This is a genomic window from Caballeronia cordobensis (assembly GCF_001544575.2).
Classification (GTDB): domain Bacteria; phylum Pseudomonadota; class Gammaproteobacteria; order Burkholderiales; family Burkholderiaceae; genus Caballeronia; species Caballeronia cordobensis.
In genome coordinates this window covers 384,993-411,227 of record NZ_FCNY02000006.1, presented here as the reverse complement: position 1 = coordinate 411,227, position 26,235 = coordinate 384,993, and the positions used below count along the sequence as shown (strand labels likewise).

At 63.7% G+C, this 26,235-nt stretch carries 25 protein-coding genes; 8 read left to right on the top strand and 17 right to left on the bottom strand.

The window, feature by feature from the left end; translation table 11 throughout:
- Positions 1 to 51: 51 nt before the first annotated feature.
- The 5 genes from glyA to AWB70_RS14505 form a co-directional block, all read right to left on the bottom strand.
- A complete protein-coding gene (gene glyA / locus AWB70_RS14525; RefSeq protein WP_053571431.1) occupies positions 52 to 1,347 on the bottom strand; it encodes a serine hydroxymethyltransferase in 1,296 nt (431 codons plus the stop codon).
- A gap of 43 nt (positions 1,348 to 1,390) precedes the next feature.
- On the bottom strand, positions 1,391 to 2,272 hold the full coding sequence (locus AWB70_RS14520) for a glycine betaine ABC transporter substrate-binding protein (protein ID WP_053571432.1): 882 nt from the start codon (positions 2,270 to 2,272) through the stop codon (positions 1,391 to 1,393).
- 55 nt (positions 2,273 to 2,327) lie between these two features.
- Entirely contained in the window at positions 2,328 to 3,215 is an 888-nt protein-coding gene (locus AWB70_RS14515; RefSeq protein ID WP_014252442.1) for an ABC transporter permease, read from the bottom strand.
- Positions 3,212 to 4,498 carry a quaternary amine ABC transporter ATP-binding protein gene (locus AWB70_RS14510; protein ID WP_045460929.1) on the bottom strand — a complete coding sequence of 429 codons (1,287 nt, stop codon included), beginning with the start codon at positions 4,496 to 4,498 and terminating at the stop codon, positions 3,212 to 3,214. Before AWB70_RS14510 ends, AWB70_RS14515 begins: the two co-directional genes overlap by 4 nt.
- 407 nt (positions 4,499 to 4,905) lie before the next feature.
- Positions 4,906 to 6,672, bottom strand: coding sequence for a cytochrome c biogenesis protein DipZ (locus AWB70_RS14505; RefSeq protein ID WP_053571433.1), 1,767 nt, complete (start codon positions 6,670 to 6,672; stop codon positions 4,906 to 4,908).
- Positions 6,673 to 6,926: 254 nt separating this feature from the next.
- On the opposite strand from AWB70_RS14505, the gene AWB70_RS14500 reads away from it, so the two are divergent.
- Positions 6,927 to 7,505, top strand: coding sequence for a thioredoxin family protein (locus AWB70_RS14500; RefSeq protein WP_053571434.1), 579 nt, complete (start codon positions 6,927 to 6,929; stop codon positions 7,503 to 7,505).
- Positions 7,506 to 7,569: 64 nt separating this feature from the next.
- On the opposite strand, the gene panS is transcribed toward AWB70_RS14500, so the two are convergent.
- Positions 7,570 to 8,529 carry a ketopantoate/pantoate/pantothenate transporter PanS gene (panS, locus tag AWB70_RS14495; RefSeq protein WP_053572087.1) on the bottom strand — a complete coding sequence of 320 codons (960 nt, stop codon included), beginning with the start codon at positions 8,527 to 8,529 and terminating at the stop codon, positions 7,570 to 7,572.
- Positions 8,530 to 8,852: 323 nt separating this feature from the next.
- On the opposite strand from panS, the gene AWB70_RS14490 reads away from it, so the two are divergent.
- Both AWB70_RS14490 and AWB70_RS14485 read left to right on the top strand, forming a co-directional pair.
- Positions 8,853 to 9,362: a DUF6622 family protein gene (locus AWB70_RS14490; protein ID WP_014252447.1), complete on the top strand. Its 510-nt coding sequence runs from the start codon at positions 8,853 to 8,855 to the stop codon at positions 9,360 to 9,362.
- A 153-nt stretch (positions 9,363 to 9,515) separates the two neighbouring features.
- Positions 9,516 to 10,286 carry a DUF899 domain-containing protein gene (locus AWB70_RS14485; protein WP_053571435.1) on the top strand — a complete coding sequence of 257 codons (771 nt, stop codon included), beginning with the start codon at positions 9,516 to 9,518 and terminating at the stop codon, positions 10,284 to 10,286.
- 4 nt (positions 10,287 to 10,290) lie between these two features.
- On the opposite strand, the gene AWB70_RS14480 is transcribed toward AWB70_RS14485, so the two are convergent.
- A complete protein-coding gene (locus AWB70_RS14480) occupies positions 10,291 to 11,175 on the bottom strand; it encodes an alpha/beta fold hydrolase (RefSeq protein WP_053571436.1) in 885 nt (294 codons plus the stop codon).
- 121 nt (positions 11,176 to 11,296) lie between these two features.
- Between AWB70_RS14480 and AWB70_RS14475 the strand changes: the two genes are divergently transcribed.
- Both AWB70_RS14475 and AWB70_RS14470 read left to right on the top strand, forming a co-directional pair.
- A complete protein-coding gene (locus AWB70_RS14475; protein WP_014252450.1) occupies positions 11,297 to 11,659 on the top strand; it encodes an ArsR/SmtB family transcription factor in 363 nt (120 codons plus the stop codon).
- Positions 11,646 to 12,158: an SRPBCC family protein gene (locus AWB70_RS14470; protein WP_053571437.1), complete on the top strand. Its 513-nt coding sequence runs from the start codon at positions 11,646 to 11,648 to the stop codon at positions 12,156 to 12,158. Before AWB70_RS14475 ends, AWB70_RS14470 begins: the two co-directional genes overlap by 14 nt.
- A gap of 33 nt (positions 12,159 to 12,191) precedes the next feature.
- On the opposite strand, the gene poxB is transcribed toward AWB70_RS14470, so the two are convergent.
- From poxB to AWB70_RS14440, 6 genes are all read right to left on the bottom strand, one after another.
- Positions 12,192 to 13,913 (bottom strand): ubiquinone-dependent pyruvate dehydrogenase, encoded by a 1,722-nt coding sequence (poxB, locus tag AWB70_RS14465; protein WP_053571438.1) that lies wholly within the window; start codon positions 13,911 to 13,913, stop codon positions 12,192 to 12,194.
- 285 nt (positions 13,914 to 14,198) lie between these two features.
- Positions 14,199 to 14,996 (bottom strand): transporter substrate-binding domain-containing protein, encoded by a 798-nt coding sequence (locus AWB70_RS14460; RefSeq protein WP_014252453.1) that lies wholly within the window; start codon positions 14,994 to 14,996, stop codon positions 14,199 to 14,201.
- 38 nt (positions 14,997 to 15,034) lie between these two features.
- On the bottom strand, positions 15,035 to 15,763 hold the full coding sequence (locus tag AWB70_RS14455; RefSeq protein ID WP_053571439.1) for an amino acid ABC transporter ATP-binding protein: 729 nt from the start codon (positions 15,761 to 15,763) through the stop codon (positions 15,035 to 15,037).
- Positions 15,747 to 16,400 (bottom strand): amino acid ABC transporter permease, encoded by a 654-nt coding sequence (locus AWB70_RS14450; RefSeq protein ID WP_014252455.1) that lies wholly within the window; start codon positions 16,398 to 16,400, stop codon positions 15,747 to 15,749. Before AWB70_RS14450 ends, AWB70_RS14455 begins: the two co-directional genes overlap by 17 nt.
- Positions 16,397 to 17,143 (bottom strand): amino acid ABC transporter permease, encoded by a 747-nt coding sequence (locus AWB70_RS14445; RefSeq protein ID WP_053571440.1) that lies wholly within the window; start codon positions 17,141 to 17,143, stop codon positions 16,397 to 16,399. The genes AWB70_RS14450 and AWB70_RS14445 overlap by 4 nt, the downstream gene beginning before the upstream one ends.
- A 91-nt stretch (positions 17,144 to 17,234) precedes the next feature.
- Positions 17,235 to 18,077, bottom strand: a complete 843-nt coding sequence (locus AWB70_RS14440; RefSeq protein WP_053571441.1) for an NAD-dependent epimerase/dehydratase family protein — start codon at positions 18,075 to 18,077, stop codon at positions 17,235 to 17,237.
- 145 nt (positions 18,078 to 18,222) lie between these two features.
- On the opposite strand from AWB70_RS14440, the gene AWB70_RS14435 reads away from it, so the two are divergent.
- On the top strand, positions 18,223 to 19,011 hold the full coding sequence (locus AWB70_RS14435; protein WP_082378197.1) for a FadR/GntR family transcriptional regulator: 789 nt from the start codon (positions 18,223 to 18,225) through the stop codon (positions 19,009 to 19,011).
- A 54-nt stretch (positions 19,012 to 19,065) separates the two neighbouring features.
- Here AWB70_RS14435 and AWB70_RS14430 read toward each other — a convergent pair whose 3' ends face one another.
- From AWB70_RS14430 to AWB70_RS14420, 3 genes are all read right to left on the bottom strand, one after another.
- Entirely contained in the window at positions 19,066 to 20,415 is a 1,350-nt protein-coding gene (locus AWB70_RS14430) for an MFS transporter (RefSeq protein ID WP_053571442.1), read from the bottom strand.
- A gap of 232 nt (positions 20,416 to 20,647) precedes the next feature.
- Complete coding sequence (locus tag AWB70_RS14425; protein ID WP_053571443.1) at positions 20,648 to 21,556, bottom strand: SMP-30/gluconolactonase/LRE family protein; 909 nt, start codon at positions 21,554 to 21,556, stop codon at positions 20,648 to 20,650.
- Positions 21,553 to 22,383, bottom strand: coding sequence for an NAD-dependent epimerase/dehydratase family protein (locus AWB70_RS14420; protein ID WP_045460967.1), 831 nt, complete (start codon positions 22,381 to 22,383; stop codon positions 21,553 to 21,555). Before AWB70_RS14420 ends, AWB70_RS14425 begins: the two co-directional genes overlap by 4 nt.
- 209 nt (positions 22,384 to 22,592) lie before the next feature.
- Here AWB70_RS14420 and AWB70_RS14415 point away from each other — a divergent pair, with 209 nt between their 5' ends.
- Positions 22,593 to 23,582: a LacI family DNA-binding transcriptional regulator gene (locus AWB70_RS14415; RefSeq protein ID WP_014252462.1), complete on the top strand. Its 990-nt coding sequence runs from the start codon at positions 22,593 to 22,595 to the stop codon at positions 23,580 to 23,582.
- Between the two features lie 69 nt (positions 23,583 to 23,651).
- Here the strand turns inward: AWB70_RS14415 and AWB70_RS14410 are convergent, their stop codons facing one another.
- On the bottom strand, positions 23,652 to 24,941 hold the full coding sequence (locus AWB70_RS14410; protein WP_053571444.1) for an MFS transporter: 1,290 nt from the start codon (positions 24,939 to 24,941) through the stop codon (positions 23,652 to 23,654).
- Between the two features lie 357 nt (positions 24,942 to 25,298).
- Here AWB70_RS14410 and AWB70_RS14405 point away from each other — a divergent pair, with 357 nt between their 5' ends.
- On the top strand, positions 25,299 to 26,171 hold the full coding sequence (locus AWB70_RS14405; protein WP_053571445.1) for a DMT family transporter: 873 nt from the start codon (positions 25,299 to 25,301) through the stop codon (positions 26,169 to 26,171).
- Positions 26,172 to 26,235: the final 64 nt, after the last annotated feature.

Genomic DNA, 26,235 nt, shown 5'->3' with positions numbered 1-26,235 from the left:
GTCTCTCGGTTGGGTGAATCGTGTGAAGCGATGCGCGATGCACGTTGCGCGTCAGACGAGCGCTTCCGCATGCGCGTAGATCGGATACAGGCTGCACAGATCGCGCACGCGGGCGCGCACCGCGCGCTCCACCTGCTCGTCGCCGTTCGGTTCGCGTTCCAGCGCGGACAGCACGTCGAGGATCATTTCGCCGACCTGCTCGAACTGCGCCGCGCCGAAACCGCGCGTCGTCGCGGCCGGCGTGCCGAGACGGATGCCGGACGTGACCATGGGGCTTTCGGTATCGAAGGGAATGCCGTTCTTGTTGCAGGTGATGCCCGCGCGTTCCAGCGCCTTTTCGGCTTGCGCGCCCGTCAGGCCCTTGCCGCGCAGATCGACGAGCAGCAGATGGTTGTCGGTGCCGCCCGTGACGAGGCTCAATCCGCCCGCCTGCAGCACCTTGCCGAGCGTTTGCGCATTGCGCAGCACACGATCGATATACGCGCTGAATTCCGGGCGCAGCGCTTCGCCGAACGCGACCGCCTTGCCCGCGATCACATGCATGAGCGGGCCGCCTTGCAGGCCGGGAAAAACCGCGGAATCGATTTTCCTGGCGATGTCGCCGTCGTTGGTCAGGATGAAGCCGCCGCGCGGGCCGCGCAGCGTCTTGTGCGTCGTGGACGTGACGACATCGGCGAACGGGAGCGGATTCTGATGCCGTCCCGCCGCGACGATGCCCGCGATATGCGCCATGTCCACCATGAGCTGCGCGCCGACGCTATCGGCGATCTCGCGGAACGCGGCGAAATCGAGCGCGCGCGGATACGCCGAATAGCCCGCGATGATCAGCTTCGGACGATGCTGCTCCGCGAGCCGCCGCACTTCGTCGTAATCGATGCGCAGCGTGTCCGGGTTCACGCCGTACTGCACCGCATCGAACCACTTGCCCGACAGCGCGGCGCGCGCGCCGTGCGTGAGATGGCCGCCCGCATCGAGCGCCATGCCCATGACCGTATCGCCCGGCTTGAGCAGCGCGAGCATCGCCGCGCCGTTCGCCTGTGCGCCCGAATGCGGCTGCACGTTGGCGAATCCGGCGTCGAACAATGCGCTCACCCGGTCGATGGCCAGCGCCTCGATGCGATCGACATGCTCGCAGCCACCGTAATAACGCCGCGACGGATAGCCTTCCGCGTACTTGTTCGTCAGCACCGTGCCCTGCGCTTCCAGCACCGCCGACGACACGATGTTCTCGGAAGCGATCAGCTCGATCTGCGTCTGCTGACGGCGCAACTCCAAAGCGATCTCCGATGCGATCACGGGATCGTGGCTCTGCAGGCTTTCGCCAAAGAAGCGCGAATACTCGTTCACGGCAATACTCCGAAGCGGTCGTGCGATAGGTTCAAAGCCAGGCTTACTGCTGCAGCCAGGCCTTCACCTTGTCGGGATGCGCATCGACGAACTTCTTCGCGGCCGTCGCGTAGTCGTTGGTCGAATTGCCTTCGAACTCGATCGCTTCGACATCCGCGAGCGTCATCTTGAAGTGCTTGAAGAACACATCCGCGCGCGGGAATTTCGTCGCGAACTGCTTCGAGGCGAACGCGTGAACCTGCTCTTCGCCGCCGAGCGTGCCCTTCGGGTCCTTCAGATAGCGCATCTGCCACTTCTGGAACAGCCAGTGCGGGCTCCACACCGTCGCCACGATCCACTGCTTCGAACCATACGCGCGCTGAATCGACGCCAGCATGCCCGCCTCGCTCGACGATTGCAGCTTGTAGCCGGACAGGTCATATGCCTTGATCGTCTTCTCCGATGCCTGCATGAGACCGCCGCCCGGCTCGATGCCCTGAATCACGCCGTTCAGCTGCTTCTGCACTTCGGGCTTCTTCAGGTCTTCGATGGACGACAACTGCGATTCGGGCACATACGCGGGCACCGCCCAGCCGTTCTTGCCGCCGGTGTAGATAATGCCGACGTCGTCGAGCTGATCCTTGTAGCGCGCGACATACTGGCCGTGCGTCACGGGCAGCCAGCCGCCGACCATGATGTCCAGATCGCCGCGTGCCACGCCCTGATACTGAATGCCGATATCCGCCTGAACGAACTGCACCGGCTGCTTGAGCTGCGTTTCGAGCACGTATTTCGCGACGTTGGCGACCGCGAGCACGTCGGCCCAGTTCGTCACGGCGATCTTCAATTGATCGGCGGCCATCGCCGGGTTGGTGGCGACCCCGAACGCCACGATCGCCGGCGTCGCAATCTTGACGATCATGGATTTGATGAGACTCTTATTCATTTCGGACTCCGTATCTGACAATTCGGTGTTTGAGATGGGCAACGACGCTGGACTTTCAGGTTTGCGCGGCCTTGCCCGACGCCGCCGGCTTGACCGGCGTGGACACGACCTTCTTTTTCTTCTTCGACTTCACGCCGAAGCTCTCCGTCAGGCGATCGAGAATGATCGCGAGCAGCACGACGCCGAGTCCGCCTTCGAAGCCGATGCCGATATCGAGCCGCTGAATGCCGCTCAGCACGTATTCGCCGAGCCCGCCCGCGCCGATCATCGAGGCCACCACCACCATCGAGAGCGCCATCATGATGGTCTGGTTCACGCCCGCCATGATCGACGGCAGCGCGTTGGGAAGCTGAATCTTCCAGAGCAGTTGCGCATCCGTGCTGCCGAACGAACGGCCCGCTTCGAGCAGTTCCTCGCGCACCTGCCGGATGCCGAGCGTGGTGAGACGCACGACGGGCGGCATCGCGAAGACGATCGTGGCGATCACCGCAGGCACGCGGCCCAGGCCGAAGAGAATCACGGCGGGAATCAGGTACACGAATGCGGGCATCGTCTGCATGAAGTCGAGCAGCGAACGCAGGACCACTTCGACCCGCTTGTTGCGCGCCCCCCAGATGCCGAGCGGCACGCCGATCACGAGACTGAAGAAGGTCGCTGCGATGACGAGCGCGAGCGTCGACACCGTCTGCGCCCACAGGCCCATGTAATTGATCGCGTACAGCGCCAGGCCGACGAACACCGCGAACACAACGCCCTTTCTCCACAGCGCGAGGCCCATGAGAATCACGAGCATGGCGATGAACGGCACCGCGCCGAGCCCGTCTTCCAGCACCTTGATGACTGCGCCGAGGCCGGCCGAAAACGCGTCGAAACCGCCGCGAAAGTGCGAGAAAAGGAAGTTGACGATGTCTTCGGCGAACTTTCCAAAGATCCCTGAATTCATGCTGCCCTCCGCTCCATGACCTGCTTGAGAATCGTGCGGCAGGACACCACGCCCGCGAGTCTGCCTTGTTCGTCCGTGACGGGCACGTCGTGCTCCTGATTGAGCGCGATCGCCGCGAGTTCGTGCAAATCGGTGTCGAGCCGGACCGCCGCGACGTCGTGAAGCAACGCGTCGCTGATCGGGCGCGTGCCCGTCTTGTGCAGCGACGCGGGCGTCACGCAGCCCTGATAGCGGCCCGCTTCGTCGCAGACATAGCCGCACTCGGCGCCGCTGTCGATCAGGCTGTTCAGATAGCGTTCCGACGGCGCGCTCGTGTTGCACGCGATGAGACCGCGCTCCACCTTCGTCATCAGGCTCGATGCTTCGAGGAAGCGCGAGACATCGACATTGCGGAAGAAGTCGCGCACGTAGTCGTCCGCCGGCGACTGGATCAGCTCGGCGGGCGTGCCCACCTGAATCAGGCGGCCGTCCTTCATGATGCCGATGCGCCCGCCGATCTTCACCGCCTCTTCGATATCGTGCGAAATGAAGACGATCGTGCGCTGCTCTTCCTTCTGCAGGCGCAGCAGTTCGTTCTGCATTTCGAAGCGGATGAGCGGATCGAGCGCGGAAAACGCTTCGTCCATCAACAGCACGGAAGGATTCACCGCCAGCGCGCGAGCGAGGCCCACGCGCTGCTGCATGCCGCCGGACAGCTCGCTCGGCAAGAGCTTTTCGTACGAAGCGAGGCCGACGCGCGTCAACGCGGCGCGCGCCACGTCGTATCGATCCGCTTTCTTCTTGCCCGCGACTTCGAGGCCATACGCAATGTTGTCGATGACGCTGCGGTTCGGCAGCAGCGCGAACGACTGGAACACCATCGCCATTTTTTCGCGGCGCACGGCGCGCAGTTCGGGCACGCTCATCGGCGCGATGTCGCGGCCTTCGAGAATCACCTGGCCGGACGTCGGCTCGATCAGGCGGTTCAGCAGACGCACGAGCGTCGACTTGCCCGAGCCCGACAGGCCCATGATGACGAAGATTTCGCCCGCATTGACCGACAGGCTGACATCGTCGACGGCAACCATGTTGCCGGTTTGCGCGAAGATTTCATTACGGCCGAGGCCCTGGTTCAGAAGCTCCTGAGCGCGCTCCGGCTTCGCGCCGAAGATCTTCGAGAGGTTTTTGACCGTAAGGATTTCGGTCTTGGACGCCGCAACAGCGCGCGCCGCCGATTCGGTTCCTGAGTGCGAGGAAACCGGATTCGTGACGTCGTCGGGTGCGAGGGTTAGGTTGGGAATCATCGGGTCATTCCACCTAGCAAGTTCGAAAAGGGAAGCGGTTGCAATGACGCTTCGGACTGGACGCTGCCGTTGCATTCCGGCGTTCATTGCGTTGAATGAAGCGTACATGGCCAATTTCGATCGCCCACCGACATTTTCTGAGCGCTTTTCAATACTTTTGGTAATGCGAACGCGCGCCGCAGCCGCTGCTTAAAAAGCGCGATTGGCAGAGTGGATGCCGCAGAGCCAATATCGGCAAGGCTTTCCGGGCGGAAGGCTCACACGTTCGGCGCGGCTTTTATGATCCGTGGCGCGATTGAAGCTAGGGAATGCACCTAGACTGCACCGCCTGGATAACTTTTTCTGTGGTAAACGCGCCGACGCCGCGCTATCTGGCGCGGCGTCGAAGCGCAAAAACACGGCGTGCATTAGCCAAATGTAAAGCTATACGCCTGCGCGCCGGAATCGAGAAACTCGATCTGGAAGGTCCGGTCCTCGACCGCTCCACTCTGCCGCACGAGTTGATACAGACGCGCGCTCGTGACGACGCCGCTGCCATCGGCGGCCACGTCCGCGCCATGCGATGCGCCCGGCGCGGCACCGTCGATGGTCACGCGAAAACGCACCGGCTTGCCGTCAGCCGAAGGTGCAAGCACGAGATGCAGATCGCGCGCATGGAAACGGTAGGCGATGCCCGCGCGCGGCCCCGCCGTCACCGCCGCTTCCCCGCCGACGTTCCACTGGCCTGCCAGCGCCCACTCGTTGAGCGCGAGTTGCGTCGGCAAGGAATAGGTTTCGATGGCATCGGGCCTCACGCGCTGCGGCGACGCGAAACCTTGCGCCTGCTTATAGCCCACGTAGGTCTCGCCCGAACCGATGTTCGCGGCATCGGCCGCCGCCTGCGCGCCGCTCGCCTGGACCGCTTGCGCATCGTGCATGGGCGTGGTCTTGCCGTTATCGGCGAGCAGGCTTCGGATCGCGTCCTCGGCCTCGCCATAACCGCCTTCGCCGAAATGATGAAAGCGCACGCGCCCTTGCGCATCGACGATATAGAACGCCGGCCAGTACTGATTGCCGAATGCGCGCCAGATGCCGTAGTCGTTATCGATCGCGACCGGATAGCGGATGTTCAGGTTCGCGAGCGCGCGCTTCACGTTGCCCGTGTCGCGCTCGAAGCCGAACTCCGGCGTATGCACGCCGATCACGACGAGCCCGTCGTCGGCATAACGTTGCGCCCACGTCTTGAGGTACGGCAGCGTCCGCAGGCAGTTGATGCACGAGTACGTCCAGAAGTTGACCACCACGACCTTGCCGCGCAATTCATTCGCGGAAAGCGGCGCGGAGTTGAGCCACGTCGTCGCGCCGTCGAGCGAGGGCAAGCGGCCTTGCACCGGCAACGCGGCCTGTGTCGACACGCGCATGATGCGCGCGCGCTGACCTCGGACGTGCGTCACCTGATGCGTCGCCTGTTTCGTCTTCAACGCGCCGACGAGCCTGCTCTCGATGCCGTTCGTCGGTGCGCCGGGAATCAGCGCGAGCACGCGCGTATCGAGGCCCGTCGCGATGGCGGCGACCGTCAGCAGCACCAGCGCACCCATCGCGCGGCGCACATGTTCGCCGATGCCGAGCGAGCGCTTCACCGTGTCGAGCGCGCGTTTGCCGAGGCTCGATGCAATCGCGAGCGAACTCGCCGCGCCCGCCGCATAGGCTGCGAGCGCCGCAGCCGTATGCCAGTTCGCACCGTGCAGCGCCGCGCCCGTGAGAATGACGCCGAGGATCGGGCCCGCGCACGGCGCCCACAGCAGGCCGGTCGCGGCGCCGAGCAGCATCGACGACGCAATGCGGCGCGTTGCGCCCTGCGTCTCCGAACGCGCGACGATGCGATCCGCGAGCGCCGACAGCGGGCGCGTGAGCCGGTCCGCGACGGACGGAAACAGAAGCGCCGCGCCGAACAGCGCGAGCGTCGCGAGCGCGATCCAGCGGCCGTACTGGCTCAATTGCGCCGCGCCCGCGAGACCGGCGAGCCCGAGTCCCGTGGCGAGCGCGAACGTGCCCGCCAGTCCGACGAGCAAGGGCAGGCGATCGGTAACGAAAGGCTTGTCCGAGCGCGCGAACACGAACGGCACGACCGGCAGGATGCACGGACTCAGCACGGTGAACGCGCCGCCGAGAAAGGCAATGACGATGAGTGACATGAGATCGTTTCCGTAGAGAGCGGGATGTCATGTATTTCAGCGCCCTCGTGTATCGCGGGGATGTCAGAAACGGCGCGCGGTGCAACGGCATGTATCAGTCACGCCGCCGGATACATGCCGATACAAACGCGCGGCGCTTTGTATCTCAACGTATCTGGCCGCACCCGCGACACATGCCGATGCAATTCGCCCGCAGACGCGATACATGCGCGCGTTTCAATACGCTTCATCGTCGATTCAAAAGGAGAACCGCCATGTTCGATCGTCTCAAGATCGCTGCCGTCGCCACCGCGATGGCCGCCGCGCTCGGCGCCGTCGCCGCGCTCGCCGCTTTTTCATCGACCGGCATTGCAGCCGGGGTGCAAGCCACGCAGCCGCAGAACGGCGCGCAGGCGCCCGACTTCGCCGGCATCGACAACTGGGTCAACAGCGCGCCGCTGGATCTCAAGCAGTTGCGCGGCAAGGTCGTGCTCGTCGATTTCTGGACCTTCGATTGCATCAACTGCGTGCACACGCTGCCGCATGTGAAGGAGTGGTATTCGCGCTATCGCGACAAGGGGCTCGTCGTGGTCGGCGTGCATACGCCCGAATACACGTTCGAGCGCGATCTCGGCAATCTCCAGAACGCCGTCAAGAAATACGGAATCGAATACCCGGTGGCGCAGGACAACCGGTACGCGACCTGGAACGCGTACAACAACCAGTACTGGCCCGCGCTCTATCTGATCGATCAGAACGGCAAGATCGTGTACAGCCACTTCGGCGAAGGCCGCTACGCGCAGACCGAAGACGCGATCCGCGGCTTGCTCGGCCTGAGCGAGAAGAAAGGCTGAAAACGCACGTTCCGAAAAAAAACGCGCCCGATATAGGCGCGTTTTTCGTTTTTTGCGCAACCGTTCATCCCTGCCGGACGACGGCGCCCTGCGCATCTTCATCGCGCGTCGAGCCTTTCGCCCGGCGTCCGGCCCAGTAGCCCGCGAGCATCGATCCCGAGAGGTTGTGCCACACCGAGAACAGCGCGCCGGGCAAGGCTGCGATCGGCGCGAAATACAGCTTGCCGAGCGTCGCCGCGAGACCGGAATTCTGCATGCCGACTTCGATCGCGAGCGTGCGGCACACGGCCTCGTCGAAGCCGAGCAGACGGCCGCCCCAATACCCGCCGAGCAGCCCGATGCCGTTGTGCAGCACCACGCCCACGGCGACCACCATCCCGACCGACGCAATGCTCTTTTGCGTGCCGCCGACCACCGCCGCGATGATGAGCAGGATCGACACCATCGACACGAGCGGCAGCGCCCATTCGATCTTGCGCACGAGCTTGCCGAAAAAATGATTCACGACGAGCCCGATGACGATCGGCAGCGCGACGATCTGCACGATGCTCATCAGCATGCCGTGCACATCGACGGCGATGGACGCATCGACGTAAAGGCGCGTGAGCAGCGGCGTGGCGAAGACGCCGACGAGTGTGGACAGCGCGCTGATCGTGACGGACAGCGCGACATCGCCGCGCGCCAGATAAATCATCACGTTCGACGCCGTGCCGCTTGCCACGCTGCCGACGAGCACCATGCCCGCGGTCAGATCGGGCGGCATGTGCAACGCCTTGGCAATGACCCACGCGGCAAGCGGCATCACGAGGTAATGCAGGACGATGCCCGCCACCACGGGCGCGGGCCGCGTGAAGACGCGCCTGAAATCGTCGATGGACAGCGTAACGCCCATCGACAGCATGATGATCGTGAGCAGCGTCGTGACGTGCGGCGCGATGCCCGTCACGGAGGCAGGCGCGCTATAGGCGGCGACGGAGACCAGCACGGCCCAGAGCGGGAAAAGGCGGGTGATGCGGGCAAGCATGAAAGGCGATCCTCGAATGTCGTGGCGTGTCTTGGGTTTCAGCGGGCGAAAGCGGCGGCGCGCGGGATGACCGGACGGGCGCAGACGGACGAAAACGGCCTTCGTGAGGCGCATGCCCGCCCCGGAGACCGTGCGCACGGGTCGCGCGCGCTTTTCGGCCGGACGGCGGGCAGGCGCGCATTTTACCCGGCGCGCGGCGGGTTTTCTGAGTGCGCTTAATTCGGGAGATCGCGCGGTGCGGGCGAAGCGCCGCGCCGTCATCATTCGCGGCTAATTCTCGGGCGGCATCATCCGCATCAAACAGCTATTTGAAGGAGATGATCATGTCGCTATTCGCCATCATCCAAGGCACGCCGACCTGGGTCTGGGTGCTGCTCGCGTTCCTGGTTTATCGCGGCGTGAAGGCGTTGCAAACCAGAACGACGCCGCTTTCGAAGCTCGCGATCATTCCGCTTATTTTCGCGGGCATGGGCATCGCGCATCTGATCTCCGCGCCGCTCGCGGGCTGGGCCGCCGTCGCCGCGTGGGTCCTCGCGCTGGGCGCAGGCTTCATCGGCGGCGTGTTCAATGCGAGCCGCACGCGTTTTATCGTCGATCCGATGGCGCTCACCGTCATGTCGCCGGGCTCGGTCGTGCCGCTCGTGCTGATCCTCGCCACGTTCGCGACGAAGTTCTGGCTCGGCTTCGAACTGGCGACCGTGACCAACGTGGCGGCGCTCGCGAATTACGTGGTCATCGATGCCGCCGTGTCGGGCGCCGTCGCGGGCATGTTCGCGGGCCGCTTCTACACGTACTGGAAAGCGTTGCACGCGCTGCGCGCGTCGTGGGCTTAGCCGTTCCCGCGCATCTTTCTACCTGCGCCTGCCGCCCGCCATCACGGGCGGCTTTTCGTTTTTGCGTCACACTTGTTACTCCCCCGGCATCCGATTTCGAGTTCAGACTTAACTCACGGCACACACCGCCCAACTCAGGAGGTTGCAAACGCCATGACCACATCAGACGAAAAAGGAATGCGCACGCCGCCGGTCGTATCGAAGGACGAATGGGACGCGGCGCGCGAGAAGCTGCTCGTCAAGGAGAAGGAACAGACCCGCGCACGCGATGCGCTCGCCGCCGAGCGCCGCCGCATGCCGTGGATGGCCGTGCAAACCGATTACGCGTTCGAAGGCCCGAATGGCAAGATCGGCTTGCTCGATCTGTTCGATGGCCGCCGCCAGTTGATCGTCTATCGCGCGTTCTACGAGCCGGGCGTATTCGGCTGGCCCGAACACGCGTGCCGCGGCTGTTCGCTCGTGGCCGATCAGGTTGCGCATCTCGCGCATCTGAACGCGCGCGACACGACGCTCGTCTTCGTCTCGCGCGCGCCGCAAGAGGACATCGCGCGGCTCAAGCAACGCATGGGCTGGGAGATCCCCTGGTTCACGCTGACGGATCGCTTCGATGCGGATTTCGGCGTCGATGAATGGCACGGCACCAATGTGTTCTTCCGCGATGGCGAGCGCGTGTTTCGCACCTACTTCCTCAATAATCGCGGCGACGAGCAGATGGGCAATACGTGGAATTATCTCGACATCACGCCACTGGGCCGTCAGGAACTTTGGGAAGACTCGCCCGAAGGTTATCCGCAAACGCCGACCTACAAGTGGTGGAACTGGCACGACAGTTATGTCGACGACGCGCCGCCCGACAGGAAATGGGTCGAGATATCCGATGCGGGCGAGGCGGCGTTTCGCGCCGAGAGCGCGAAAAAGAAATAGCTTTTTATCGATGCGCGATCGGCAGACGTTCGATCGCGCTCATGAACGTCAGCCATTCGGCGACGATCGCCTCGGGCGCGTCTTCCTGCATCAGATGCCCTGAGGCGGGCACCCGCGTGAAGCGCGCGCCCGCCATGCGCGACGCCAGTTCGACGCCCCGCTCCACCGGTATCCATGCGTCCTCTTCGCCCCAGAGTATCGATATCGGGCACGTCAGCTCGCCATAACGCGACTGGACTTCATCCGTGTAACGCTGGTCCATCTGCGCGATCTGCCGATAAAACGCGGCCTGCCCGCGCTCGCCCGTCCACGGCTGCGTATAGATGCGCAGCGTCTCTTCCGGCAGACTGCGATGCGCCGCGCCTTGCAGATAAACGTCGAGCATCGCGCGATGCATGGCCGGCGGCACGCCCGCGAACGCCGCTTCATGTTGCCGTACGTGGCGCACGAAAGGCGATCCCCACGGCGCGACGGCGACCGGATCGACGAGCATCAACGAACGGTACGCGCAGCCGTTCAAAAGCGCCGCTCGAAGCGATGTCGCGCCGCCGAAATCGTGCGCGAGCACATCGGGCAACGCGCCGTGCCAGCCGCTGCGCCAGTGTTCCAGCAGCGCGGCCAGCACGCGATTCTGCACGCCGAGCGACACGTCCTGTCCGTCGCGCATCTCGGACGCGCCATAGCCGAGCAAATCGAAATAGTGAACGCGGCGCGAACGTGCCGCGATCGGTGCGATGCGCCGCCATACCTGCGATGAAAACGGCGTGCCATGCACCATGACGAGCGGCGCGCCCTCGCCGATCGCGCCGTAGCGCACGGCTTGTCCTTCGAAGTCGAAAACGTGATCGAGCGGCAATGCGTCGCCCGATGGCCGATTCGTTTCGCTCATGATGCCTCCTCGGAACTCGAACCATGAGCATAGAGCACACTTCGGGATGGCGTACTTGACGGCGGCGGTATCCGTTTATATATTCCTCATTAGCTATATAACCGGACGGCCATAGAAACGCATGCGCGAAGCGGACTTGAATCAGGTTTTCGCGGCCCTCGCCGATCCCACGCGCCGCGCGATCGTCGCGCGTCTGGCGAACGGTGAGGCCACGGTGAATGAACTCGCCGAGCCGTTCGAGATGACGCAGCCTTCCATTTCCAAGCATCTCAAGGTGCTGGAGCGCGCGGGGCTGATCTCGCGCTCGCGCGCCGCGCAGACGCGCCCTTGCCGTCTCGAACCTGCCGCGCTCGGTGAAGCCGCGAGCTGGATCGACGCGTACCGGTCGCTTTGGGAAGACAGCTTCGACAAGCTCGACGCGTTCCTCAAAACGAAGCCGAAAAAATCATCGACATCGAAAGGAAAGAAACATGCCGCAAAGTAACGACACCGCCGTCCAAAGCACGGCCTTCGAAATGAACCGCGTATTCGACGCGCCGCGCGAACGTGTCTGGCAGGCATGGAGCAGCGCGGAGCAGATCGCGCGCTGGTGGGGGCCGAAGGGATGCACGCTGGACTTGCGCCGCTTCGAGTTCCGTCCGGGCGGCTTCTTCCATTACGCGATGAACTTCGCGAATGCGCCCGCGATGTGGGGCCGCTTCAACTATCGCGAGATCGTGGAGCGCGAGCGTATCGTCTGGCTCAACTCGTTCGCGAATGAAAACTGCGGCATTGCGCGCGCGCCGTTCAGCGACGATTGCCCGCTTGAAATAGAAAACGTCGTGACCTTCAGCGATGTCGACGGCAAGACGCGGGTGGCGCTGCGCGCGAAGCCGTTCGGCGCGATCGAGCAGGAACAGCGCTATTTCGACGCCTTGCGGCCTTCGCTCGAACAAGGTTATGGCGGCACGCTGGATCAACTGGCCGACTTCCTGCGCGGGTAAAAAAAGCGCGGCCCTGAAGGCCGCGCTTCACACTCAACGCAGGTTCGTGCGCGCGAGTTCGACGATCTCGTCGCCGCGCCCGCTCAGGATGGCTCGCAGCATATAGAGGCTGAAGCCCTTCGCCTGCGCCAGCTCGATGGTCGGCGGCATGGCGAGTTCATGCTTGGACGTGACCACATCCACGACCGCCGGGCCCTTGTGCGCGAACGCTTCACGCAACGCGCTCTCGAGTTGCTCGGACTCTTCCACGCGCACCGACCAGATGCCCGCGCCCTTCGCGATCTGGGCGAAGTCCGTCTTGCTCAGATCGACGTTCGTGTCGACCAGGCCCGCGGCCTTCAGTTCCATCGAAACGAAGCCGAGCAGACTGTTGTTGAACACGACGACCTTGATCGGCAGATCGAGCTGCACGGCCGAAAGCAGATCGCCGAGCAGCATCGACAAGCCGCCATCGCCCGATAACGACACCACCTGACGCTGCGGATGCGCGGCCTGCGCGCCGAGCGCTTGCGGCATCGCGTTGGCCATCGAGCCGTGATTGAACGAGCCGTGCAACTGGCGCTTGCCGTTCATCGTCAGATAGCGCGCGGCCCAGAGTGTCGGCGTGCCGACGTCCGCGGTGAAGATCGCGTCCTCGGCGGCGATGTCATCGACGAGCTTCGCCAGATATTGCGGATGAATCGGACGTCCCGGCGCGGACGGCGTCGCGAGGTCGTCGAGCCCCTTGCGCGCGCTCGCATAGTGCTTGAGGGCATTGTCCAGGAAACGGCGGTCGTCCTTGCGCTGCAGCTTCGGCAAGAGCGCGGCGACGGTCTCCTTGACCGTGCCGACGAGGCCCATTTCCAGGGGCGCGCGTCGCCCGAGTTGCGAGCCGCGCCAGTCGACCTGCACGATCTTCGCTTTCGGCGGATAGAACGGTCGATACGGAAAATCGCAGCCGAGCAACAGCAGCGTGTCGCACGACATCATCGCGTGATAGCCCGAACTGAAGCCGATGAGTCCGGTCATGCCGACATCGAACGGATTGTCGTACTCGATGTGCGGCTTGCCGCGCAGCGCATGCACGATGGGCGCGCCGAGCGTGTCGGCGAGCGCGACCACTTCGTCGTGCGCGCCCGCGACGCCGCTGCCGCACATGATCGTCACCGCTTCGCAACCGTTCAAGAGGCCCGCGAGTTTGTCGAGTTCGGTTTGCGCCGGCAGGATCGCGCTCGGCACGCTCTCGGTCCAGCGCGCCACGAGGTCCGGGCCTTCGCTCAGGGCGACATCGCCCGGCAGCACGATCACCGCCACGCCGCGCTGCTCGATCGCCGCGCGCATCGCGCGTTCGAGCACGCGCGGAAACTGCGACGCATTCATGACGAGCTCGACGAAGTGGCTGCATTCCTTGAACAATTCGGTGGGATGCGTTTCCTGAAAATAGCCGAGGCCGATTTCCGTCGACGGGATATGCGCGGCGATCGCAAGCACCGGCTGATGATTGCGATGGCAATCGAAGAGGCCATTGATCAGATGCAGGTTGCCCGGCCCGCAACTGCCCGCGCATACGGCGAGCTGGCCTGTCGCCGCGGCATCCGCGCCGGCCGCGAACGCGGCAGCTTCTTCGTGACGCGTGTGCATCCAGCGAATCGAGCCTACACGGTCGAGGCTGTATGCGAGTCCGTTCAGGCTGTCGCCCGTCACGCCCCAGATACGTTCCACGCCCGCTGCGGCAAGTGTCTGCGCCAGATAGTCGGCAACCGTGTGTTTGGCCATGATGGTTCCTGTAAAGGGATTCCTGTGAATGGCGGATGCTCGCGCGGCGTGCGGCGCGCGAGGCATGCTTGATGGTTCAATGCATGCAGAATTCAAAACGCAGGGGCAGTGTACGACGGAGAAGCGTGAATTGTCCCGAACGGTGCCCGAAGCCGCGCGGCCGGGCGATTTGGCGCGTACGGACGACGCACCAGGAAGAATGTTGTATGCGAAATGCATGGCGCACTCGGAACAGCGTGTTCCGAGTGCGCACGAAGGTGAAGCCGATTCCTGCGATGCTAGCGCTTACGCGCCCTTGCGCACGCTGTCCGGCAGATCGCGTCCGTGATACTTCTTGTAGATCGTGTTCAGATTACCGTTCTTCTGATTCGTATTGACCCAGTTGTTCACCCATTCCTTCAGGCGCGGCTGATCCTTGTTCATCGCGATGCCGAGGTCGAAGTTCTTCTGCTCGAACTTCATCTCGATGTTGCGTTGCGGCGCGCGATGCTGCATTTCCTGAAGGTTCGACGGCGTGCTCGAGAAGACATCGATCTGGCCCGTGACCATCGAGGTGATGAGCGTCGCATCGTCCTCATAGCGCTGAATCTGCGCGCCCTTTGCCTGCTGCGTCGTGAGCGTGTCGTTCACCGTTGCGCGCGTGAGGCCGATGGTCTTGCCGTCGAGGTCCGCATAGTCCTTCACCTTGATCGTCTTCAGACCGCCGACGATGATCGTGATCACCGCATACGGCATGGAGAAATCGACCACTTTCGCGCGCTCGGGCGTGATCGACAGATCGGCGATCACGAGGTCCGCGCGCTTGGCCTGCAGCGTCGGAATGCGCGCGGCGTTCGTGATCTGCACGAGTTCGAGCTTCACGCCGAGGTCTTTCGCGAGCGCGGCGGCCGTATCCACGTCGGAGCCGGCGGGCTTGAGGTTTTCATCGGCATAGCTGAAAAGCGGCGTGCCCATTGCGATCGCGACGCGCACGACGCCCGCTTTCTTGATGTCGTCGAGTTGATCGGCCATCGCGCTGTGCATCGCGCCTGCCATCATCAGGGTTGCGAGAGCTGCGCGTGCAATGATTGTCTTTGCTTTCAAGTCGAGTCTCCGTTGTTATCGATGTTGCGTTAATTAAATCAAAGTCCGTTATCCAGAAATGCCCGTAGCTCGGGCGTGCGCGGCGCATCGAGCATGCTGCCGTCGCCCACTTCCCACACCTTGCCCTGATGCATGTAGATGATGCGATCCGCCACGCGCTTCGCGAAGGCCATTTCGTGCGTGACGAGCAGCATGGTCATGCCGTCCGCCGCGAGGTCTTCCATCACACGCAGCACTTCGCCCGTGAGTTGCGGGTCGAGCGCGGACGTCACTTCGTCGAACAGCATCACTTTCGGCGACATGGCGAGCGAGCGCGCGATCGCCACGCGCTGCTGCTGTCCGCCCGACAATTGTTCGGGATAGGCATCGGCCTTCTGGCCGAGACCGACCTGCTCCAGCACGTTCATCGCAATGCGTTTCGCTTCGTCGCGCGGCATCTTTTTCACATACCGCAGCGCGAGCATGATGTTCTCTTCCACCGTCAGATGCGGAAAGAGGTTATAGCTCTGAAACACGATGCCCACTTCGCGGCGCAACAGATGCAGATCGACTTTGGGATCGTCGACGCGAATGCCGCACACTTCGATTTCGCCCTTGTCGATGGTTTCGAGCCGGTCGATACAGCGCAGCGCCGTGCTCTTGCCCGAACCGCTCGCGCCGATCACGGCGATCATCTCGCCCTTGTTGACTTCGAAGGACACGCCCTTCAGAACGTGATTGGAGCCGAAGCTCTTGTGAATCTCGCCGACCTTAACGATTGCTGACATTGAGCTTGTTCTCCATCGATTGGCTCCAGCGCGAAAGCGGATAGCACAGGACGAAATAGAAAGCGCCGACCAGTCCGAAGATGAGGAACGGCTGGAAGATCGAGTTGTTGATGATCTGGCCCGCGCGCGTCAGTTCGATGAAGCCGATCACCGAAGCGAGCGACGTCATCTTGATGAGCTGCACGAGAAAGCCGACCGTCGGCGGCAGCGCGAGCCGCATCGCCTGCGGGATGATCACGAGGCGCAAGGTCTGCCAGCGCGTGAGCGAGAGGCATTCCGACGCTTCCCACTGCGGCTTGGGCATCGCTTCGATACACCCGCGCCAGATATCGCCGAGATAGGCGCTCGAATAGACCATCAGCGCAAGGCCCGCCGCAACGAGCGCGGGCACCTGATAGCCGTACACCGACAAGCCGAAGTACACGATGAACAGCAGGATCAGCAGCGGAATGCCCTGAATCGCCTCGATATACACGAGCGCGGCGCGCGCAAGCCATGCGCGCGGCGAGATGCGCGCGAGCATCACACCGAAGCCGCCGATGCCGCCGAGCACGAACGCGAGCACGGAGAGGACCAGCGTCCAGCCGATCGATTGCACCAGATAGACGAAGTGCGAAGCCGTGAATCCGCCGCTCATGCCGCACCTCCGGGAATGACCGTATCGATGCGCTGCGAGTCGGGCGGCGTCTTGCCCGCACGCTTCGCGGCAAGGCGGATCGCGCGGCGGCGCTTGAACAGATGCTCGCCGACCTGCCACGCAACAAGCTTGATGATCAGCGACAAGACGAGATACAGCGCCGCCACGACGATGTACGTTTCGAGCGAGCGGAACGTATCGGACTGCACGGTGTTGGCGACCGCGGTGAGTTCTTCCGCGGAGATCTGCGAGGCGATCGCGGAAGCCTGCATCATCAGCAGGAACTGGCTCGTCAATGCGGGATAGACCTTCTCGATCGACGGCTGCAGCATCACATGCCAGCCGATGCGCCACTTCGACAGCCCCAGGCATTCGGCGGCTTCGATCTGACCGCGTGGCACCGATTCCAGCCCGGCGCGAATGATCTCGGCCGCATAGGCGCCGATGTTGATCGTCATCGCGAGCGCGGCGGCCGCGAAGGTCGGCATGCGCAAGCCGATGCTGGCGAGACCGAAGTACAGCAGAAAGATCTGCACGAGGAACGGCGTGTTTCGCACCGTCTCGATGTAGATGATGCACATGCGCGTGAGCACCGGCACCTTTGCACGCTTGGCGAACGCGACCAGCATGCCGAGGATCAGGCCGAAGAACACGGCCACGCACGTCATCTTGAGCGTGAGCCATGCGCCTAGCAGGAACGTCGGCCAGTACGGCAGGAGCGGTGAGAAATCTAGAGAAAACATGGCGGCGAATGTCCCTGTGATGTTTCAATGCGGCCGGCGCTGGATGTATGACGACATACTACGAATGCCGTGATTCTGCATGTTGCATGCATTAAACCGGATCGAACGGGCCGGTCACGGTGAACGCGCCGCCTTGCAGCACGGCCACCGGATCGGTCGGCGCGGGCGGCGGCGTCGCTTCGACCTTGTCGCGGAATGGCTCGGACGAGTCGCGCGGCACGAAACCCAGATGCGCGGCGCAGCGGTTGTCCCACCACGTATGCGCGTTCGCGGACATGCCGAAAACGATCGTGTGCCCCACGTCCGGCGTGAAGAGGCTGCGGCGCAACAGATCGTGGAAGTCGTCGTAGCTCATCCAGCTCGCCATCATGCGGCGGTCCTTCGGCTCCGGAAACACCGAGCCGATGCGGATGCTCACTGTCTCGATGCCATAGCGGTCGAAATAAAGCTGCGCCGTGTCCTCGCCGAAGGACTTGGACAAGCCGTAATAGCCATCGGGACGCTTGCGCGCGGTGGCGTCGATTCGTTCGTCCTGCCGATAGAAACCCGTGACGTGATTCGAGCTCGCGAACACGATGCGCTTCACGCCCTGACGGCGCGCCGCTTCGTAGAGGTTGAACACGCCCTTGATATTGGCTTCGAGAATCTCTTCGAAGGGGCGCTCCACCGACACGCCGCCGAGATGAACGATCGCATCGCAATGGCTGGCGAGCGCATCGACGGCCTGGCGGTCGGCCAGATCGCACGGCACGATTTCTTCGTGAGGCGCCGCATCGCCCGGCAGCACGCCGGGCAGATCGGAGATACGCACCTGCCGCGCGAATTCCGCGACACGGTGCCGGATCGCCCGCCCGATGCCGCCCGCGGCGCCCGTCAGCAGCAAACGGTCGAATTGCGCGGCGTTCGCGGAGGGCGTGCCTTGTTGTTGTTCCATCGCGTTGTGTCTCCGTCGAAGTGGTCGTGCTAGGGATTAACCCTGCACGCAACTTCTTGTACGTTGTCATATCACTGCATGACGCATATCATCATTTGCCGAACGATTTGTCAATGTGTGTAAAACCCATTCCAACGAGAACGCCGTGACGCTATCGCCCGACTTTCATGCCGACACGCTGTCCACCTCTTCCGCCGCTGCTTCAGCCGACGCATCCGCCGCATCGCCCGGCACGCGGCGCAGCCTCACCGCGCAACTGGTGGATGCGCTGCGTGCGCAGATCGATTCGAAGGAAATGAAGCCCGGCAGCCGCCTCGCGACCGAAGCGGAAATGGTGCAGCGCTTCGGCGTGAGCCGCACGGTGGTGCGCGAGGCGCTCTCGCGCCTGCAGGCGGCCGGATTCGTGGAGACGCGCCATGGCATCGGCACGTTCGTCAGCGAAGCGGGCGCGTCGCCGCTCTTGAAGCTCGATCCCGCCGATGTCGCCGGCTCGATCGATGCGCTCGCGATTCTCGAACTGCGCATCAGCCTGGAGACCGAATGCGCGGGACTGGCCGCCATGCGTTGCGATGCGGCGCGCCTTGCGACGATGCGATCGGCCCTCGCCGATTTCGCGCAAAGCGTGGGCAAGGCGAAGGATACGATCGCGCCGGATCTGCGCTTTCACATGGAGATCGCGCATGCGACGAACAATCGCTATTTCGTCGAGATCATGGAGCATCTCGGCACGCGCATGATTCCGCGCACGCGCCTCACCGCGACGCCCATTCCGCACGATCAGTACGCGGACTATCTGATGCGCGTGAACCGCGAGCACGAGCAGATAGCGGACGCCATCGAACGAGGCGACGCCGATTCGGCGCGCACCGCGATGCGTCTGCATCTGATCAATAGCCGGGAGAGATTGCGCAGGGCGCAGGCTTCGGCGGAGTGAAGGTGAATGGCAGCAGCGCCAAGGACCGTGCAACCTTGGCGCCGTTGCAACGCGTCAGCGGGCCGCCATGTTCGGCTCGCCATCCTCGATGTCATGCGGATGCGCTATCGTCTCCAGCGCCGAATCATGATGCAGCAGCAACACCGCCGCGACGCCGACCATGCCCGCGCCCGCGAGACACAACAGACCCGCGCCGAAGCCGCCCGTGCTGTCCTTGATCCAGCCCATCGCATACGGACCGAAGAAGCCCGCGAGATTGCCGAGCGAGTTGATCGCGGCGATGCCCCCCGCCGCCGCCGCGCCCGAGAGGAACGACGCCGGCAGCGTCCAGATCACCGGCAGACAGCCGAAGATGCCGAAGCCCGCAATCGACAGCGCCACCATCTTCAGGACCGGATTGTCGAGTCCCGCCGAAGCGGCGATGCCGCCCGCCGCCACCATCAGCGCAATCGCGACGTGCCAGCGGCGCTCCAGCTTGCGATCCGAATGACGTCCCCACAGCACCATGCTGATCACGCCGACCACATAGGGCAGCGACGTGACGAAGCCGGTCTGCAGATTCGTCAGGCCGAACGCCTTCACGATCTGCGGCAGGAAGAAGCTCAGGCCATAGTTGGTCGCGTTCGCGCCGAAGTAGATCAACGCGATGGCGAGCACGCGCGGATTGAAGATCGCTTCCTTCACGCTGAACGAATGCACGGCCTCGCGATGCGCCCGCTCGTGCGCCTGCCGGTCGACGAGCCAGTCGCGCTCTTCCTTGGCGAGCCAGTGCGCATCGGAGGGCTTGTCGGTCAGATAGAAGTACACGACGAAGGCAAGCAAGAGCGCGGGAATGGCTTCGATCAGATAGAGCCATTGCCAGCCCGCCATGCCGTTGATGCCGTCCATCTGCAGCAGCGCGCCGGAGATCGGCCCGCCGATCACGGTGGACAGCGGAATGGCCGCCATGAAGTAGCCGACGACGCGCCCGCGATACTTCGCGGGAAACCACAAGGTCAGCAGAAAGATGATGCCGGGAAAGAAGCCCGCTTCAGCGATGCCGAGCAGAATGCGCAGGCCATAGAAGACATACGCGTTCGACAGACCCGTCGCCTGCGCGATATGCGGAATGTAGGCCATCGCCGCCGCGAGAATGCCCCACGTGAACATGATGCGCGCGATCCAGCGGCGCGCGCCGAATCGTTCGAGCAGCAGATTCGACGGCACTTCGAAAAAGAAATACGCGATAAAGAAAATGCCGGCGCCGAAGCCGAACATGCTCGCGGTGAAACCGAGCGCCTTGTTCATCTGCAACGCCGCAAAGCCGACGTTGACACGGTCCAGATAGGCAATGAAATAACACAAGATCAGGAACGGCACGAGGCGAACCATCACGCGCTTCATGGTGCGGGCTTCAAGGTCCATCTATGTCTCCTCCGGATAGAAGAATCAGTCGATCGCTGGTGCTCGATGCACCTGCGGGAGACTACTCTTTAAGGAGGAACTACAGCATTGGTGTTTGACCTTGGTATCGGTTCCGAAGCGGGACGTAGGCCACATTTCGCTGCGCGCCAATGCGGTGCGCCAACTGCCTCGCATCCCAAAGTATGCGAAAAAATTGCGGAACGGGACGGCCTCGCGCCCCGCCATTCGCAAATTATGCGACCGGTAACACACCCGCGTAATCCGGCTCCGGTAAGCCTTGCACGCCGGGGTTCAATGCGAACACATAGCCGTCGTCTTCAGTGGCATTCGTTGCCGGACGAATCGTCGTCACGAAGAGCGTCTTCAGGTCGCTGCCGCCGAATGCGCACATCGACGGCTTGCTCGCCGGCAAGGCGATTTCGCGATCCAGTTCGCCTCGCGGCGTGAAGCGCAGCAGGCGGCCCGCATCGTTGGCGCAGGTCCAGTAGCAGCCATCCGCATCGACGGCCGCGCCATCGGGACGTCCCGCGTAATCGTGAAGATCCGCGAACACGCGTTGCGCGCCCGGCGTACCGGTGTCGGGGTCGAAGTCGAAAGCCCAGACGAGGCGGCGTTGCGGGTGCGAATCGGACAGATACATCGTCCGGCCATCGGGCGACCAGGCGAGACCGTTCTGCGTAATCAATCCCTCGACGACGGGTGCGGACAACGCGCCCTTCTCGTCGAACCGGAAGAGCGCGCCCGCGGTGCTTGCGAGCGACATGTCCTGCACCATCGTGCCGGCCCAGAAGCGCCCTTGCCGGTCGCAGCGGCCATCGTTGAAGCGCATGCCGGACGCGGGGAACACCGGCGCGGCGAGCTTGCGGGCGCGACCTTCGTGCGCATCGGCAAGCGTCACGCTGAAGATGCCGCTTTCCATGCCCGCGACGACATGCCCGGCCGCATCGAATGCGAAGCACGCGACCTGCTCGTCGAACGCCCATTCCGTGCGGCGCCCGCTGCCGACGTCGAGCCGGACGATACGCCGCGCCGGAATATCGACCCAGTACAGCGCGTTGTCTTCCCCGCGCCATACCGGACATTCGCCGACCGTCGCGCGGCCGCCCGCGTCGAGCCGCTCCACGCGCGCCGTCGCGCTCATCGCTTGCGCTCCATCGGTTCGCCGAGCACGAACGGGCCGCCCTGGAAACGCTGCGCGGGATCGTCGCGCTCGGCGCTCGGCGCGGCTGCGGGAAAGAGCCCGTTGAACTGCGCCGAACTGTCTTGCGGATTGAAGCCGATGAAGCCCGCCTTCGCGTTGTCCCACCACTTCACCGGATTGTCCGACGCGCCATAGACGACCGCGTGACCGACGCGGTTGGTGAACAGCGAGCAGCGCACGAGCTCGATGAAATCGCGGTAGCTCAGATACGTGACCAGCATGCGCGGATTCTTCGGTTCCTCGAAGGACGAGCCGATGCGCAGGCACACCGTCTCGATGCCGAAGCGGTCGAAGTAATAGCGCGACAGCGATTCGCCGAAGCACTTGGTCACGCCATAGAGGCTGTCCGGGCGCAGCGGCGAATCCGCGTCGAGCACCTCGGTGACGGGATGAAAGCCGATTGCATGGTTCGAGCTCGCAAACACGACGCGCTTCACGCCATGACGGCGCGCCGCTTCATAGAGGTTGTACGTGCCGCGAATGTTCGCTTCGATCAGATCGTCGAACGGTGCGTCGATCGAGATGCCGCCGAGATGCACGATCGCATCGACGCCTTCGACCAGTTGCATCACCTTGTCGCGATCCGCGAGATCGACGGCGCTCACTTCTTCGTGAGCCGCCGCGTCGTCGAGCGGTGCGATATCGGAGAGCCGCACGACGTCGGCCCATTGCGCGAGCGCGCCGCGCAACTGGCGGCCCAGATTGCCGGCCGCGCCGGTCAGAAGCAGGCGCTTGAACGGCTTGCCGGCTGCGTTTGGCTGATTCATCGAGACTCCTGTCGAATATGTGGTGTTGCGTTGAAAGCAAAAAGGAAGAAAACGTTTTCGGGACTATAGCGATCCGCCGGGCGCACCGTCAATCGGCATCTGGCATGCAAAAAACCAGTACGGTTCGCATGCATAATGCAAGATGCGATGTCATCGTTTCCAGAATTTCTGCGACAATCCGTAAACACTGCGAAAACGTTACCCTCGGAATGAAAAAAATTTCCCCGACCATTCGCGACGTCGCCGCCGCAGCGGGCGTGTCGGTCGCGACCGTGTCCAAGTACATCAATGGCGCGCAGCGCTTCTCCGCGCCCGTCGAGGCCAAGCTCAAGGAAGCGATCGAATCGCTCGGCTATCGCTCGAACCCGCTCGCGCGCTCGATGATCACGGGCAAGACGCGCACCATCGGCATCACGATCCTCGACATCAGCAATCCGCACTTCACGCATGTCGTGAAGGGCGCGAACCGCATCGCGCTCAGGCACGACTACACGCTGCTGCTCGTCGATATCGACGAGAACCAGGCGCGCGAGCGTCCGCTCATCGAAGCGCTCGCGCAGCGCGTGGACGGCCTGCTCGTCAGCTCGCGCCTCGCCGACGAAAACGCGCAATGGATGCTCGATCTCGACAAGCCCGTCGTGCTGTTGCGCAACGCCGAACTGCCGATTCCGAGCGTCGGCATCAACAGCCGTCTCGCGACTTACATGCTCGCGCGGCATCTGCTCGATCTCGGGCATCGTCGCATTGCGTACCTCGGTTTCGAGCATGCGCGCATCAACGATGAACGGATTCGCGGGGCGCGCGACTGTCTCGCCGAAGCCGGGCTCGAACTCGATATCTACGAAGCGCATGCGCCCACTTCGCTTGCCGGCGAACAGGCCTGCTCGCGCGTGATGCTCGGCCCGAAGCGCCCGCAGGCGGTCATCTGCTACAACGACCTGATCGCGCTCGGCTTCATGAAGGAAGCCGCGTCGCTCGGCATTCGCGTGCCGCAGGACGTCTCGGTGACGGGCATCGACAACGTGCCTTACGGCGCGTACGCCGCGCCCGGCCTGACGACCGTCGACATCCAGAGCGAGAAGATGGGCGAACTGGCGATGCAGAAACTCATCGACGCCCTCGCCGGTCATCCCGATCCCGGCAACTCCATGTTCGAGCCGCGGCTCATCGTGCGCGAATCGACTGCCGCGGCCGCATGACGCGCGTCGCGCCGCCTGCGTAGTGCGGATGCGGGCGGCGCGGCGCACGTCTCGACGCATGATGGGCGATTACGCCGAGAGCTTCGCCGGCTTCATCTTCGGCGTGAGCAGGTGCATGATCCCGAAGGCGATGAGATACGCCGACGCGCCGATCGCGAACAGCACCCAGTAATGCCCCGTGCGTTGCAGCACCTGGCCGATCACTTCCGAGAACAGCACGCCGCCGATCGAGCCGGCCATGCCGCCGATACCGACCACCGCGCCCACCGCACGGCGCGGGAACAGGTCCGATGCCGTCGTGAAGAGGTTCGCCGACCAGCCCTGATGCGCGGCCGCCGCGAGACCGACGATCGCCACCGCGACCCACAGATTCTCGGCTTGCGAGACAAAGGCGATCGGCAGCACGGCGCAGGCGCAGATCAGCATCGCGGTCTTGCGCGCCGCATTCACGGTCCAGCCCGCACGCAGCAGCGCCGACGAAATCCAGCCGCCGCCGATGCTGCCGATAGTGGTGATCGCGTAGATCACGACGAGCGGCAGACCGATGTGCTGCATGTCCATGCCGCGCGATTCGTTGAGCCACTTCGGCAGCCAGAAGAGATAGAACCACCACACCGGGTCCGTCAGGAACTTGCCGACGATGAACGCCCACGTCTCGCGCTTCTTGATGAGTTCCTTGAAGCCCGGCGCGCGCGCCTTTACGTTGGCGGCATCGGCGGCATTGGTTTCGTCGCCTTCGTCGGCGATTTCGTCGTCATGCGCGCGGCCGTCCGGCTGGCGATACATCACGAACCACACCACGAGCCACACGAGCCCGATCGCGCCGACCATCACGAACGCCGCGCGCCAGCCAAAGGCCACCGCGAGCGCCGGAATGAGCGCGGGCGCAAACACCGCGCCGATGTTCGCGCCGGAGTTGAAGATGCCGGTCGCGAGCGCGCGTTCGCGGCGCGGGAACCATTCGGCGGTGGTCTTGATGGCCGCCGGGAAGTTGCCGCCCTCGCCGATGCCGAGCAGCGCGCGAACCATCGCGAAGCCCATCACGGAGCCGACGGCCGCATGCAGCATCGCGGCGATGCTCCAGATGAACATCGCGAGCGCGTAGGAAATCCGCGTGCCGAGCCAGTCGACGATGCGCCCGAAGCACAACAGGCCGATCGCATAGAACGCCGAAAACGCGATCACGATGCGGCCGTACTGAACCTGCGTCCAGCCGATGTCGTGCTGCAGCATCGGCGCGAGCAGACCGAGGATCTGCCGGTCCATGTAGTTGATGACTGTGGCGAAAAAGAGCAGCGCGCACACGGTCCAGCGATAACGGCTGGCGGTTCGCGCGACGCCGGCAACGACAGTGTTCATTAAAGTCTCCGGACGCGGCGGCGCTCGTCGTGCCGCGTTCTTTGTTGCGTGGAACGGCGACGAGCGCCGTGGACGGTGGGCTTCGCGCGGACGATGACGCCGCGCTGGCCGGTCTGTCTTGGAAAACGTTTTTTCGAAGAATAGTGCGTTTGCCGCCGACTGGCTATCCTAGTGTTTGCCCTAATTCTGCCGCCAAGGCCGCCAGATAGTGCCTGTAGCGGCGAACCCGAACGTGCGTTTTTGAGATGTTTTGAGTTAATCGTTTTTCTCTCGGCCCGGGCGGCTTCGAACCGAACGGGCGCGCCTGTATGATCACAACCCGCCGGACGACAACAACGAACAACAAGCCCGCCTCCCATGCCTGATCGCTTCAAAGGCTTCATCTATCTGCTCGTCACCGCCACCGGCTGGGCGCTGAACTGGCCCGCCATGAAAGTGCTGCTGCGCGAGTGGCCGCCCCTTTTCTCGCGAGGCGTTGCGGGCATCGCGGCCGCCGTGCTGCTCGGGCTGATAGCGAAACTGGCCGGCGAAAACCCGCGCGTGCCCGCCGCGCTCGTGCCGCGGCTCGTGCTGGCATCGGCGATCAACGTCTTCGCGTGGATGGGCTTCTCCACGCTCTCGATGAAATGGCTGTCGGTCGGCGAAGGCGCGCTGCTCGTCTATACGATGCCCATCTGGGCGATGCTGCTCGCGTGGCCGATCGCGAAGCGCAAGCCTTCGATTGCGGGCTTTTGCGCGCTCGCGCTCGGTCTCGCGGGCGTCGTCGTGCTGCTTTCCGCGCACGGGCTCTCCTTCGATGGCGGCAAGCTCGCAGGCGTCGCGTTCGCGCTCTCGGCGGCCGTGTTGTTCGCGCTCGGCACGGTGATCTCGCGCGCGCCGCTGCCTATCGCGCCGATCTCCCTGGTCGCGTGGCAGGTCGGCATCGGCTGCGTGCCGATGACCGTGCTCGGCCTTCTGATCGAGCATCCCGTGATGTCGGCGCTCCGGCTCGACGGCTGGGCCGTGCTCGTCTACATGAGCCTCGTGCCGATGGCCGTGTGCTACCTCGCGTGGTTCGCGACGCTGCGTCACCTGAGCGCCGATGTCGCCTCCATCGGCATGCTGCTCGTGCCGATCATGGGGATCGTCGCGGCGGCGCTCGCGCTCGGCGAGCCGCTCGGCACGCGCGAAGCGATCGCGATGGCGCTGACGCTTTCGGGCGTCGCGCTGGCGATGAGGCAACGCCGATAGCATCGAGAAGAGAAAAAATTAAAGGGCGACACAATTTCTGCCGATAAGAGCCGAGACAACTACT